At 38.9% G+C, this 12976-nt stretch carries 12 protein-coding genes; 10 read left to right on the forward strand and 2 right to left on the reverse strand.

Annotated features, from left to right (window positions below):
- Nucleotides 1-22: 22 nt before the first annotated feature.
- Nucleotides 23-1042, forward strand: coding sequence for a PDDEXK nuclease domain-containing protein (locus tag WA1_RS31925; RefSeq protein ID WP_017740229.1), 1020 nt, complete (start codon nt 23-25; stop codon nt 1040-1042).
- Nucleotides 1043-1068: 26 nt separating this feature from the next.
- On the opposite strand, the gene WA1_RS58300 is transcribed toward WA1_RS31925, so the two are convergent.
- Complete coding sequence (locus tag WA1_RS58300) at nt 1069-1221, reverse strand: hypothetical protein (protein WP_017740228.1); 153 nt, start codon at nt 1219-1221, stop codon at nt 1069-1071.
- 499 nt (nt 1222-1720) lie between these two features.
- On the opposite strand from WA1_RS58300, the gene WA1_RS61875 reads away from it, so the two are divergent.
- The 4 genes from WA1_RS61875 to WA1_RS31945 are packed head-to-tail and all read left to right on the forward strand — an operon-like array spanning nt 1721 to nt 3259.
- Nucleotides 1721-2056, forward strand: a complete 336-nt coding sequence (locus WA1_RS61875) for a DUF433 domain-containing protein (RefSeq protein WP_017740227.1) — start codon at nt 1721-1723, stop codon at nt 2054-2056.
- A 32-nt stretch (nt 2057-2088) separates the two neighbouring features.
- Nucleotides 2089-2535, forward strand: a complete 447-nt coding sequence (gene mntA, locus WA1_RS31935) for a type VII toxin-antitoxin system MntA family adenylyltransferase antitoxin (RefSeq protein ID WP_017740226.1) — start codon at nt 2089-2091, stop codon at nt 2533-2535.
- Nucleotides 2532-2984 (forward strand): type VII toxin-antitoxin system HepT family RNase toxin, encoded by a 453-nt coding sequence (gene hepT, locus WA1_RS31940; protein WP_017740225.1) that lies wholly within the window; start codon nt 2532-2534, stop codon nt 2982-2984. Before mntA ends, hepT begins: the two co-directional genes overlap by 4 nt.
- Nucleotides 2981-3259, forward strand: a complete 279-nt coding sequence (locus WA1_RS31945; protein ID WP_026134337.1) for a DUF433 domain-containing protein — start codon at nt 2981-2983, stop codon at nt 3257-3259. The genes hepT and WA1_RS31945 overlap by 4 nt, the downstream gene beginning before the upstream one ends.
- 153 nt (nt 3260-3412) lie before the next feature.
- Here WA1_RS31945 and WA1_RS31950 read toward each other — a convergent pair whose 3' ends face one another.
- Nucleotides 3413-4279 (reverse strand): WYL domain-containing protein, encoded by an 867-nt coding sequence (locus tag WA1_RS31950; protein ID WP_017740223.1) that lies wholly within the window; start codon nt 4277-4279, stop codon nt 3413-3415.
- Between the two features lie 99 nt (nt 4280-4378).
- Between WA1_RS31950 and cas3 the strand changes: the two genes are divergently transcribed.
- From cas3 to cas5d, 5 genes are all read left to right on the forward strand, one after another.
- Complete coding sequence (gene cas3, locus WA1_RS31955; protein ID WP_017740222.1) at nt 4379-6577, forward strand: type I-D CRISPR-associated helicase Cas3'; 2199 nt, start codon at nt 4379-4381, stop codon at nt 6575-6577.
- A gap of 307 nt (nt 6578-6884) precedes the next feature.
- A complete protein-coding gene (locus tag WA1_RS31965; protein ID WP_017740221.1) occupies nt 6885-7091 on the forward strand; it encodes a hypothetical protein in 207 nt (68 codons plus the stop codon).
- 319 nt (nt 7092-7410) lie between these two features.
- Nucleotides 7411-10896 (forward strand): type I-D CRISPR-associated protein Cas10d/Csc3, encoded by a 3486-nt coding sequence (gene cas10d / locus WA1_RS31970; RefSeq protein WP_017740220.1) that lies wholly within the window; start codon nt 7411-7413, stop codon nt 10894-10896.
- A 105-nt stretch (nt 10897-11001) separates the two neighbouring features.
- On the forward strand, nt 11002-12009 hold the full coding sequence (gene cas7d / locus WA1_RS31975; protein ID WP_017740219.1) for a type I-D CRISPR-associated protein Cas7/Csc2: 1008 nt from the start codon (nt 11002-11004) through the stop codon (nt 12007-12009).
- A 5-nt stretch (nt 12010-12014) separates the two neighbouring features.
- Nucleotides 12015-12734 (forward strand): type I-D CRISPR-associated protein Cas5/Csc1, encoded by a 720-nt coding sequence (gene cas5d, locus WA1_RS31980; protein WP_017740218.1) that lies wholly within the window; start codon nt 12015-12017, stop codon nt 12732-12734.
- The last annotated feature ends 242 nt before the right edge of the window (nt 12735-12976 follow it).

The raw sequence follows: 12976 nt of genomic DNA on the forward strand, positions 1-12976 counted from the left end.
AGAAATAAAATTATTAGCAAACATGAGCAAGCCAATTCCGGATGATTATAAAAACCTGCTAATTGAAGTAAAACAACGCATTCGTTCTGCTCAATATGAAGCACTGAAAGCTGTAAACAAAGAACTCATTGCCCTCTACTGGGATATTGGCAAGATGATAGTAACCCGTCAGCAGGAAGCTAGTTGGGGAAAATCAGTGGTAGAACAGTTAGCAAGGGATTTGCAGGCAGAGTTTCCTGGAATTAGTGGATTTTCTACCCGTAATATTTGGAATATGCGGAGTTTTTATGTTACTTACAGTCAGAACGAAAAACTGCAACCAATGGTTGCAGAAATTGGTTGGACTCATAATCTTGTCATTCTTGAAAAGTGTAAGGATGATTTGGAACGAGAGTTTTACATTAGAATGACTCGTAAGTTTGGTTGGACAAAGAACGTTTTGAGCCACCAAATTGAGAATAAAACTTATGAGAAAACCCTACTTAACCAAACTAATTTTGATAAAGCCGTACCAGAGGAAATACGCGATCGCGCAAAATTAGCAGTTAAAGATGAATATACGTTTGACTTTTTAGAATTAGGTGATGAATATAGTGAGCGGGAGCTAGAAAGGGCAATTCTGACAAGAGTGCAACCATTCTTACAAGAAATGGGAGGTATGTTTGCCTTTATTGGTAGTCAATATCGTTTAGAAATTGATGATGAGGAGTACTTTATAGATATTGTTCTATATCACCGTAATTTGAAATGTTTGGTAGCAGTAGAACTAAAGATTGGTAAGTTTTTGCCTGAGTATGTTGGTAAGATGCAGTTTTATTTAGCTGCTTTGGATGACAAGGTAAAGCTACCTGATGAAAACCCTTCAATTGGCATTATTCTTTGCAAATCTAAAAATAAAACGATTGTTGAGTATGCACTAAAAGAATCAAATAAACCAATTGGTGTGGCAAGTTATCAGATAGTTTCTACTGTACCTCAAGAACTTCAACATCAGCTTCCAGCACCAGAGCAGGTTGCCAAGTTATTGGAGGGAATTGAATGAAAATTGATGGAATCAACTAAACAGAACTACTTTGAGAATTTTTTTGCCTTTCTACTAGAACTAATAACTTGTCTTGCAAGGTTAAATTCAGTTTCCAGTGCATCATACTCAGCTTTTACTTTTGGATCTGCCAAGACTTCACTGCGAATAGATTTCCAAGAAATTGTAGTGAAGGTCATTTTTTCCTCTTCTTAAGTTTAAGTTTATAGAAAAAGAAGGACAGGCGAGACGCCCATCCCACAAGAAAGCCATAACTGTTATGCAAAACAGTCAGTATTGCTTTTCGGCTTATGTAAGATTCCGTCTTATAAACGCTTATTTGCTGCCTCAGTTGCTTGAGTTTTTAGGAACTAATTTTCAAATCATAACGTTGACAAAGTATTTTGAGGTTTTCTCGGACTTGCGCTCGCACACACTTTCTAGTAACATGACTTCCTAGTGACTTGAATTCGCAATCTTCCTCATACCGCAATACTTACCGAATTAATAAAGATATTGTAAATACACTTGTAGAAAATCCGATCCATTTCTCCATCATTGTTCGTTTATTGGCAAAATAGTCTTGATGCGATCGCCACAAATAGTCCAGAGATAAGTACAAGCAGTTAAAACTAGAACTATTTCCACGGACGATTTAAAAGCTCCAACCTCAGAACGCAAATACTTTAGAGATAAACAATGGACGAGCAAAAACTTTTAGAAAGAATTACAGTTAATCCCAAAATATTTGGAGGTAAGGGATTTCCAAGAAATAAATTATCCATCTTGTGGAACGGGCGTCCTCGCCCGTTCTATATTAGTGGCGGGCGGGACGCCCGCACCACAAGAGAAAGTTGTATATTTTTTTATTTGGAAGTCCCTAAGCCGATTATTCGAGGTCATCGTCTAGCCGTTGAGCATATTTTAGGGATGCTGGCTACAGGTGATACTATTGAAACTCTGCTAGAGGGTTATCCCTGGTTAGAAAGGGAAGACTTAATGGCTTGTTTAGTCTACGCACGACAATTAACTTAATCTTGTGTTACTTAATACTTCTTTAAATTGCCATGAGCACACCAACAATTGAAGAGATTGAAAAACTTGCCCAACAGTTGCCTGAAAAAATTCCTTATCTCAAAATGTTAGTTTTGTTTGGCTCTAGAGCTACTGGCAAAACTCATACTCAAAGTGACTGGGATTTTGCCGTACTTTTCAATGAAGAAGACCGAAAGTCACATATAAAGGATAATGATTGGGGGTGGTTTGAAGTTCCTCTCATTCTTGGGAAATCGTTTGGAATAGATCCCGAAAAAATTGATGTAGTAGAACTGAATAATTCTTCCTGGTTAGTAGCCCATTTTGTTGCTCGTGATGGTATTCTTCTTTATGAGAAAGATCCAGGAGGATATGAATATTTTCGGAGCACTTCATTAAGACCAGAGTCAGAAATGAAGAAATTTCGCCAAGAGCAACGCCAGCTTATCGAAATGGCATTGAAAAAGTGGGGACTATGAGAAACATTGACTGGGAAATCGTTTTAGTTAGAATTCGGTTGATTGTAAAATATTGCGACAGTTTGGAAAAGTTTAAATCGATTAGTCTTGATGAGTATTTGGGTGATTTTGATCGGCAATTAATTGTTGAAAGACTCATACAACTCATGGTGGAAGCAGCAACAGATATTAATAAATATCTGTTACTACAGTTATATGAAATTAATCCAACTACAAACTTTGATTCTTTTAGTGAAGCTGGACAGAAAGGCATCATAACTCAAAATTTAGCAGATGAACTGGCACAATCTGTTGGAATGCGGAATATTTTAGTTTATCTGTATGAAGATATAAACAGCAGAATAGTATTTTCGGTTATTCCAAAGGCTTTGGAACAATATCGGTTATACGTACAGCAAGTTACAGCTTATCTTGATTCACTAGAGGCAGAAGGATGGGGAACCCTGTGACTAGAGATAATTTGCTCTCCAGAATTTCCATTGACCCGAATATTTGTTTTGGCAAACCTCGTATTTGCGGACATCGCATCCCAGTTTATCTTATTCTCGATATTTTAGCTGGTGGCGAAACTATTGAAGAAGTTTTAGAAGGATACCCAAGTATTGAGCGAGAAGACGTGCTTGCTTGTCTTGCCTATGGTGCAGAAATGTCAAGGGATGTTTTTGTTGAAATTCCTTTGAGTCCAGAAGTTCAGGCTGGACAAGAGGGTATAGGTGAGGAGTAAAATTTATACCCTCATACTAAATACTTTGTAAATTTATGCTTAATATTCCCTCAGGCTAGAAGCCTAGGGCTATACAAACGAAGCCCGCCTGCGCGGGCTAAGTTACGAGTATCTTTATAGAGGATTGGTATTAAATCCAGTTCCAACGAAGTTTTAAGAAGAAATTTTCAGATTGTAACGCTGGCAAAACACTTTGAGTTTTTCTTTGGTCAGCAGATGTACATTTTCTGGCGAGATAATTAATACATCTGGTACATCTCGCAAAACTTCACGCGTAAACCAGTAGGTACTAGAGATGCGTCTGACGACTCGGCGGACTGGTGGAGAAGTTTCTAATAATTCGCTCTCAACATCCTCATTTTTGGTTTTATAAGAAAAAGCCAAGCGTCCATGTATATGCATTTCTACTGGCAGTTCATCTAAATTAGACCGCCATTTACCAGAAATTGGGTTCACACCTGCTTCTGGAATTCTGTCTAGACGCAAACTCCAATTGTGATGAAGTTCCTCGACATCTAGATTTCCTTCTGTTTCTTCACACCAGCAATCAAGATATTGCCGTTCTTCATGAGGAACTATTTTGGCGTGGCGAACAGTAAAGTTCCACAACCGCCCTGTTGCATCTTGGTAAGAAAGTTGAAATGGTTGCTGGCGATAGATATATTGGTTAAGTTCTATTCGCCAGGGTGGAGGGGGATTCCCTACAAAGCGTTCTATTTCTGCTCGTAGCGGCAATGATAGCTCGCTGCGTTCTAACAACAGATTGGCAATGAGCAAAGCTTCCTCTACTTTGCCAACATCTGTTAAGGCATACATAGCTTGCTTTAACGCTGTTATGCGCTCTTGTGACCAATTGTTATTAGGAGTAATCAGCAGTCGGCGTCTGGCGATCGCTTCCACTAGCTTGGAAATGTTTGGGCGATCGCCCCACATCATACCAAGTTCACTGGCAAGCTTTTCTAGTTCGGCTTTGTCCTGTTCTTTCAACGACAGGGTAATCGAAAAACCTTTTCGGCTCATGAATTTATACGGACACTTTTATCCATGTATCTCTTGTCAATCACTATTTTGAGTGCCAAGATAGATTTCAACAACAAGTTACGGACACTATTTTAGTGTATGTCCGAAGACAAAATTACTCTTAAACCTGTTTATTCATGCCCTGCATCTGCATCAGATATTCCAAAGGGTGTGAAACTTCCAAAGGACTTGGTGCTTTCTTGGCATCAAGCAGAAACTTTGAAGGCAATACGCGATCCCAATATTGAAGTTATTTTCAACTACGCTATTACAGGCGATGGGAAAAGCTTAGGCAGTTATTTGGAAAGTTTGCTGGAATACTTCACAATTCTAGGATTATATCCAACAAACGAACTTGCAAGAGATCAAGAAATGCAAATTGGGGGATACATTAAGCTATTTGAGCCTGAACACGAACCGCGTGTTCATCGCTTGAGTGGGCAAGAATTAGAAATTTATGCGGAACAAGAAAACTTAAAAAAAGGTGCAGCCTTAGAAACACGGGTTGGACAAACCGAAATTTTATTGTCAAATCCTGATATTTTTCACTACTTGCATCGAGGAGCATATTTACTTTTCAACGATAGCCCAGATAAGTTGTGGGGAAGGATTGATAAGCGATTCAATGTAATTTTGTTTGATGAGTTTCACGTTTTCCAAGCACCGCAAATTGCTAGTGTAATCAATACTATGCTGTTGATTCGTCATACCAATCGGCGCAAAAAGTTTTTGTTTCTTTCTGCAACACCAAATCCGCAATTAGTTGATAGGCTTAAAATAGCAGGCTTTTGCTGTCATGAAATCGAGCCATTAAAAGAAAACAAGTATAAATTTCCTAATACTGTAGCTGAGTGCCAGCAGTTAAAATCTCAAGGTTGGCGTCAAGTCTCACGGCAAATTGCCTTACATTTTGTCCTGCTAGAACCTACCTCAAAAGCGTCTGAAACTTGGCTAAAAGATAATAGTGAATTGATTTTGTCTCATTTGCAAAGTGGCGGCAAAGTAGCAATTATTCTCAACTCAATTGCTGCAGTCAAGCGTTTAACTAATTTTTTTGATAATTTTCTCAAACCGCATGGGTTTAAAGTTAGTGAAAACACTGGTTTGTCAGGAAAGAGAACAAAGGAAGAATCGCTTGAAGCTGATTTAGTTTTGGGGACTAGCACCATTGATGTTGGTGTAGACTTCAAAATCAATACTCTATTTTTTGAGTCAGCAGATGCTGGTAGTTTTATCCAACGTTTAGGTAGATTAGGACGCCATGATGGGTATGAACGCAATGGTAAGTATATAACTTTTAACGACTTTACTGCCTACGCATTAGCACCCAATTTTTTAATTGATAAGCTTTTTAGGGGGGATTCTCCATCGTTGAAGTCAGAAGAGGTTTACGAACGTCCATTTTTCCACGAGGAAATTCGGGCAAACTACCGCAAAATCAATAATTTTGAAGGCTATTACTTTAAATGGGGCGCAGTACAGTCGATGCGGCTTGTCCGACAACTAGGGCATCCTAATGTTAAGCAGCAGTATAAAGATAGCCAAGAAGCATTCAAGAAAGATTGTGAACTAGTTTTTAGTACTGACAAGAGAAAGATAAACCTCAAGGCTGTATTTGTTCGTAGCAAAGAGTGGGAAAGTGAATGGCAGCAACTAACAGCCGCAAAAGGTAAGGGAAACCCAATTTTAGATGAAGCAACTAGTTTTCGGGGTACAAGTCCATTGCTATGTGGGATATATGACACTACGGAAACAAATGAGGTGGATAAGTTCAAAACTTATGATTTACCTGGGATTCTTAGCAATTTAGAAATTGAACCAATGAAGGGGACAGAATTTGAACGGCTGCGCTATGCGATCGCAGAACGCACCAAGACCCCCATCCCTAAGAGCAGATTTGAATACTGTCTGGGATTTATGAAGTTGCTTGGATATCGCGAAGAAAGACTGGATTGGAAATTTACCTATTTTGGAAACCTTGAACCAATTGCCAATGCTTGGAAAGTCCAAATTTTATTAGGTATTCAAGTTTGGCAGCCAGGGAACTACTGGATTAGTGAGATTAACAAGCAACTGAAGAAACAAGCTTTGGTTTCTTATGTGGTGCCTTTGCGTTTAGATGAAGTACGGTGTCGGCTACAGCTACCGATGCATTTCCAGATTTACCCAATTAGCGACCAATCAAGCATTCATGATGCAATGCCACCATATTCCATAGCATTTGGACAATCTGCACTGCTAGTGGATACGCAAGCAAACTGGCTCAAGAGCAAGGGGAATGAGATATGGGTAATTTAGAGTTTCAATCCCTAATAGGGAGTCAATATAAGTTGATGAAGAAGCTTTCGGGATTAAGCACAGACATATTCGTTTCAATCCCTAATAGGGATTCGTTACTTACCCTACAGCGTCCAACTATTAAATTACCAGAAAGCGCTGACATATTCAACGCTAATAACTGTTGAATATCTCTGAGCTTTCAATAACTCTTGACAAGTGCTATCGCAAACAATAATTTGGCAATAAGTAAATTGCTGAAGCCCAGATTATAAAAGTCTTTGGGCTAACAGAGCCGTTTATCAAAGTAAAGGAGATGAAAAAGCTGATGAGTAGATTGTCAAATCTCAAGCGATTACTCTCTATCCTCAGAGATGGTCGCTGGCACTCTAGCGATGAACTAGCCACTAAAGTTAGCTGGCGTTTTGGACATACAGTGTACGAAGCTCGCAAGAAAGGTTACTCAATCGAGTTGCGGAAAGTTGCTCACAACCAGTTTGAATATCGGTTAGTTGTAGCATCAAGCATTTTGTAGTTCTTGGGAGGGTAAATTTTCTCCTTCTCCATTTAGGACAGAAGCTCACTAGTAGCTTACGGGACTAAGGTCAGGCGTAAGTCGTCTCAACCCCCAGAAACTATTTATATAGCTTATGGCTGGTTAAGTCACTATTAAGGGCTGTATACAGACCCAAGCAAGAACCACTCCTAAAGTAGCTTTACTAAAGCTTTCTTCTTCTTGGTTACAATTCTCTTCTTATAACAGTAAATGTAGGGACGCAAACTTTTGCGTCTCTACATACTAGAAAATCTTGCTAGTTAAGAACCTTGTTATCAAGTAATTTCATTAGTAAAATATGCCGAATAAAAGCAAAAAATCAGAAGAACCAGCGCAACAACTCTCACTCTTTGAAACTAATGATGATATTAACGCCACAGAGTTGAATGACTCAGGCGATGATTGGATGTCTGGAGATGATTCAGACTTTGAAATAACGTCTGATCGCAAAGTTGAAACTCAGGCATCTGAACTCCTCACTCTCAAGTTACTGCAAAGAGCGATCGCAACGGAAAACCCTGATGACTTAATCATGCAGGACTTTAGCCAGTACGTATTACCAAAGTTACTACAGGTAGCTATTGGAGTAACGGCAAAGGGTGGTAAATTTTTTGATTATCTCGACAAAAAGAAAGGTAAAGAAAATGTTAGACGAGATAATGCAAGTGATCAGTCTTTAAATACACACTTACTTAATGGGTTGCTACCAGCTAATTTAATTGAACGTCGTCTTAAAAAACTAGACACAACAGCTAGACGAGTCATTAGAGAGAAAGAAAGGCGGTTATTGATTGCTGGATTTATCCTACATGATTTTGAAAAATTTGATTATCGATTTTTCCCAACAATGCCAGAGGTGTACAGAGCAATATCGTTAGATAAAGAACAAAAAATCCGTGAATTGCCTCTCGCAGCACACCGTGACATTATAGATGTAATTGTTCGGGAATTAAATCTTGACAAGTTTATCAGCCCCGATGAACCAGAAGCATGGCAACAATACCGTGATGACTTGCTATTCATTGCGTACAATGCCCAGCGTAGAAGTGACACGAATTTAAATCTTTCCGAACATGGTCTGCAACCGATACTTAATGATTATGTCCTTGTCTGTCTTGCTGACTTAACTTGTATAGCTGATTTACTTGCCTCGGTTATAAAACATCCTCAAGATGCCGAACATCGTACTTTAAATGGCATTCTTCACAGCCTCAGCGATGGACAATTGAAATTAAGTTATCACAGGGTTTCTGAGAACAGGGGTGTTCTAACTAATGTAGTGAATAATGCTCTGATGGAGGCTCATACAAGTTTAAATACAGGAGAATATGAATATTACAAGCCATTGTTGTATTTACCAACAGGTGTCGTTTACTTAACACTCTGTAATTCACCTTTAATATCGACTGAAGACTTACCAAATAGAGTTGTTAACAAGATTAAAGAATTTTGTGGTGGGCAACTCATCAAACGTCAAACTGGTTTTGGTAGAGACGGGAAAGGCATGAAATATGCCGAGTATTATGATAAATTCTTTGATGATATAGGATTGATGCGCGTTGCACTAAAAGCAACTTTACGCATTCTGAAGACTGGTAAAAATTCAGTTGCTAAAAGCCGTAGTGATAATTTAGTCAAATTTCAACAGCAAGGTGTTCTCTCGGCTGATTATAATTTTAAATTTTCCGACGATATTCGGATCGATCAAATTGCTGAGTTTGGTGATGTCATCACTCGTAAAATTTGGGGAGAGAAGGTTAATAAGATTGAAGAATCCCGAAAGGAGGGCAAGAAAAGCAAGAAGGAATTACCACCCTTTCCCGATTTAGATTTAGTAGGAGAGGTGGCAAAACTCTGGAATTTAGAGAAATCTTTACCCCAAATTCGAGAAATACAAAGCATTAATGACAAGCTAAAGGAACTGAAACTTAAGGGCAATACTGGCGGTGTGCCTTATGAGTGGTATTATCTAGCAGCAAAGTACTTAGAGCGTCACCCAGGAATTGAAAATGTAGAGGAAGTTTGTGAAGGTGTTATTAACCATCTAGCAAAGTTAATCTCGCCAATTGTAGCGCAATACCAGTTACCGGATGGGTGGGATGATTTGCGCTTGTGGGTACAGCACGTTGTCATTCTCCCTGGAAAGGATAAGCACCAAGATGTTGATTCTACAAAAGTCTTTCTGGATGAGTTGGAACGCTATCAACTTGCGAAGAAATCTGGGCGTGGAAGGCAGTTAATTTGCTCTGTTTCCCATTCTGCCTACACAGTCACAGAACAAATGGAATCTGCTGTGCTGTTTACTCCTCAAGTTTATACAAATAAGCAAATGCTAGGTGGTTCCAATGCAAAACGCAACATTTCCAGTATTGCAGGTATAGAAATGATGCTTCGTCAAATCCTGATGAATCAAACTCAGGCGGTAGGTAAACGGTTCGAGGATGGTAAATACCGTTATCTTTACTTTTATCCAACTTATTACTGCACGCCAGAGACGAACAAGTTTCTTCAGTGGGCTTATACCAACATTGCTCAAACTCGCTTTAATGCCAGCATCCGCAATCACTTCATCAATGATGATTTGCAAGCGGATTTTGGGCGACAACGCTATCAAAGTGTTGATACGTTCCTGATTGATGAGGACTTACAGCGCAAAAAAGATTTACCAGATAACCATCCAGAACACAAGCAAGATCGTACATTCAAACTGTCTTATCCCGAAGACCAACCGTTGACATTTTATTTCATAGCACTACCACCAGGACTCGATCCGACTGACACCGAATCCTGGGTTATGCCAAGTTGGTTAGCCTTTGCCTTTCCAATGATTCTTGATGTAAAGACTGTCGTATCTGAGTCACCCATTCCACCATTTAATGATGGCGCTGAATTTGAAGAAACTGTTTTTTTGGATAGTGCGCCAGCAGCGTTTCGGGTATTGGTGGGACGAGATAAATTCCGTCTTGACTACATTCTTGAGGGTTGGGAAGAAAATAACAAACAATATTCTGCACCACTTAATGTATTAACTGCTGCCTATGCAATACATCTTGATGTTAATGCCAAACAAAATAAAGGGAAATATGATTCTAACTGGGGTAAGTTTTCTGAATTAGCAAGAGATTTAGAGACAAGTCCGCTCAATGTCTTTAGCTACCTCAAAAGCTGGACGCGAAGACAGGGTGTGGAAACGCCTAGTATTAATAAAATCAAGCTTTATGCTTATTACTTTTACCCGTGTTTCGATCCTCATGCAAAATATGATTTTCAATTGGAGAAATGGACAGTGACACAAGCATCTTCATTAAATCACCCCAGAGAATTAACAGAACGGTTCCGAAAATTTTACAGACATGCAAAAAAAACTGGGCGACAACCAATTCCAGCCAATGCCATTCTTAAACCTATTGATGTGGCTGCTGATGTCATTCTCAAAGCTGATACTAGTTTTTCCGATGATGCTTTGATTGATTTGGTAACAGCAGAAGTCTTCCAGTTAATGAAGCGAGTTCACGCTTCTAGAGCAGAAGGACGCTGGATGATTAGTAAAAAAGAGGAGGAATTACACGCTATTCGAGATTTCGCTGAATATTTTGTTGTTAAGGTTTTTAACGAATCTTTTGTAGGCGATCGCGCTCGTCTACAAGGTCGTCAAATGAATTACATTCGTAACACTTGCGAGTACCTTTACCGTTTATCGAATTATGAAGAACGTCCTGCAAAAGGAGAAGATGTAACTGATGATTTAGATGAGGATGTAGATGATTCAGATGCCAATGAATAACTTTAGGCGATACGAGTATTTTGCGTATCCAAACTTCTAACCAGCTTTATACTCCCCAAATTGCAATATTAACTGTAACTAGCTCAAAACTCTTGGAGAAATATCATGAATTTTCTAAAAACCGTTGATACTAAACATTTTCATACTGACATTCCCTATAAACCAATGGGCAAATACGTTCATTTTCTGACAATACGCGTTACTGAATCCTATCCATTATTTCAAACCGATGGCGAACTGAATAAATCACGAGTCCGAGCAGGTATGGATGATAAAACCACTATCAGTCGCTTGACGATGTTTAAACGCAAACAGTCAACTCCAGAGCGTTTAGTTGGTCGAGAATTACTCCGTAATTATGGTCGAATGACTGCTGAAGAGTGCGAGTATAACGTTAAATTTGCAATGGATAATCCTGACTGTATTATCTATGGTTTTGCTATCGGTGATTCAGGTTCAGAAAAATCAAAGGTCGTGGTAGATACAGCATTTTCCATCACTGACTTTGCTGAATCTCATGAAACATTTACTCTTAATGCTCCCTTTGAAAATGGTACAATGGCATCTAAGGGTGAAAATGGTTCCAAACCCGGTGAAGTGACTAGCCGAATTAATCAGCAAGACCACATTAAACCTCAAATATTCTTTCCCAGCATTGTTACATTAAAAGATCCCACAGAAGCTAGTTTTTTGTATGTGTTTAATAACATCTTACGTACTCGCCACTATGGCGCACAGACTACACGTACAGGAAGAGTTCGCAATGAATTGATAGGTATCATATTTGCTGACGGAGAGATTGTTAGCAATTTACGCTGGACTCAAGCAATTTATGATTACATGAAGAAAAATGTAACCTTAGCTTCTACAGAACCATTAAATGAAGACGATGTTACTGAAGCAGCTGCTCATACTATTGCTAGCTTGATGCAAGATGAATTTCTCGTGCATGAAGACTTTATCGGTGAAACATTTAAATCTTTGCTTAATGAAGTTAAAGCTATCACTACTAATGAAGAATCGCTGAAAAAGATGCTCAAAAAAGCAGATGATGAAGCGAAAGCTTATGCCCATAAACATATAAAAGGTAAAGACAAAGTACCCGCTAAGTAACCACTATGACCTTTATTTACTGCTGTCGTTTAGAATTACATGACAGCCTGTATTACGCAACTCGCGAGATAGGAAGACTCTACGAAACAGAAGCAGTCATTCATAACTATGCTCTTTGTTACGCAATGGGGTTAGTAGATAGTGAGGTTTATTCGACCACTGTTTCTGAAGAACACTCATATCGTTATTTCTGTCCCGAACAAGTTCCCAAATATGAGGAGCATTTAACACCACTGAATCAACAGGGTATTTATGTAACTCCCGCACATTCAATTCACCATTCTACAACTCTTAACACTTGGAAGTATGCTAACAATAACTACCATGTTGAGATGGAGAAAACCCAGAAAAATATTCCTAGTTTTGGCAGAGCAAAAGAGATTGCGCCAGAAAGCCAATTTGAGTTTTTTGTGATTTCTCAAAAGCAACTCGAATTACCAAAATGGATTCGCTTGGGTAAATGGATGAGTAAAGCAGAGGTACAGAATCAAGAAGTTACGAAATTTGAATTAAAAACTGGTGACTTCTCTTTCGCTTACCCACTTAATCCTTTGGATGTGATGTTTACTCATCAAGTCGTAAGCTACGATGTCGTTAATATGCCTCCTGTGAGTCTGATTCAAAATATCAGCATTCGTCAAGGAGAGTATTACGTGTTTGACAATCCAAACAAATCTGAAAAACTACGACTTCCATCTCGAATGCAGTATCGATTTAAGGGTTGAAGCATAATGGTAGGCAATAATGCTTACTCAGCCCTGTCAAAGTGACTCATAAAATTGAAATTCAGGTGGCAATTCCTCATCTTTTTTCTCTGGGCTCTCTGCGCCTCTGCGGTTTAAAAGTAATTTATTTAACCGCAACAGACGCAGAGTACGCAGAGGGAAGAAGAGAGAGAACTATTAATTTCCTGAAGTTTTTATCCGTCTTGACAGGGCTAGCAATGCCCACCCTACTTAACAAATCT

The organism is Scytonema hofmannii PCC 7110, assembly GCF_000346485.2.
GTDB classification, from domain to species: Bacteria; Cyanobacteriota; Cyanobacteriia; order Cyanobacteriales; family Nostocaceae; genus Scytonema; species Scytonema hofmannii.

What these genes read in the sequence shown, in the direction of transcription:
- WA1_RS31925 (WP_017740229.1), top strand. Translation starts at nt 23, where the DNA reads ATGAGCAAGCCAATTCCGGATGATTATAAAAACCTGCTAATTGAAGTA.
- WA1_RS58300 (WP_017740228.1), bottom strand. Translation starts at nt 1,221, where the DNA reads ATGACCTTCACTACAATTTCTTGGAAATCTATTCGCAGTGAAGTCTTG.
- WA1_RS61875 (WP_017740227.1), top strand. Translation starts at nt 1,721, where the DNA reads ATGGACGAGCAAAAACTTTTAGAAAGAATTACAGTTAATCCCAAAATA.
- mntA (WP_017740226.1), top strand. Translation starts at nt 2,089, where the DNA reads ATGAGCACACCAACAATTGAAGAGATTGAAAAACTTGCCCAACAGTTG.
- hepT (WP_017740225.1), top strand. Translation starts at nt 2,532, where the DNA reads ATGAGAAACATTGACTGGGAAATCGTTTTAGTTAGAATTCGGTTGATT.
- WA1_RS31950 (WP_017740223.1), bottom strand. Translation starts at nt 4,279, where the DNA reads ATGAGCCGAAAAGGTTTTTCGATTACCCTGTCGTTGAAAGAACAGGAC.
- cas3 (WP_017740222.1), top strand. Translation starts at nt 4,379, where the DNA reads ATGTCCGAAGACAAAATTACTCTTAAACCTGTTTATTCATGCCCTGCA.
- WA1_RS31965 (WP_017740221.1), top strand. Translation starts at nt 6,885, where the DNA reads ATGAGTAGATTGTCAAATCTCAAGCGATTACTCTCTATCCTCAGAGAT.
- cas10d (WP_017740220.1), top strand. Translation starts at nt 7,411, where the DNA reads ATGCCGAATAAAAGCAAAAAATCAGAAGAACCAGCGCAACAACTCTCA.
- cas7d (WP_017740219.1), top strand. Translation starts at nt 11,002, where the DNA reads ATGAATTTTCTAAAAACCGTTGATACTAAACATTTTCATACTGACATT.
- cas5d (WP_017740218.1), top strand. Translation starts at nt 12,015, where the DNA reads ATGACCTTTATTTACTGCTGTCGTTTAGAATTACATGACAGCCTGTAT.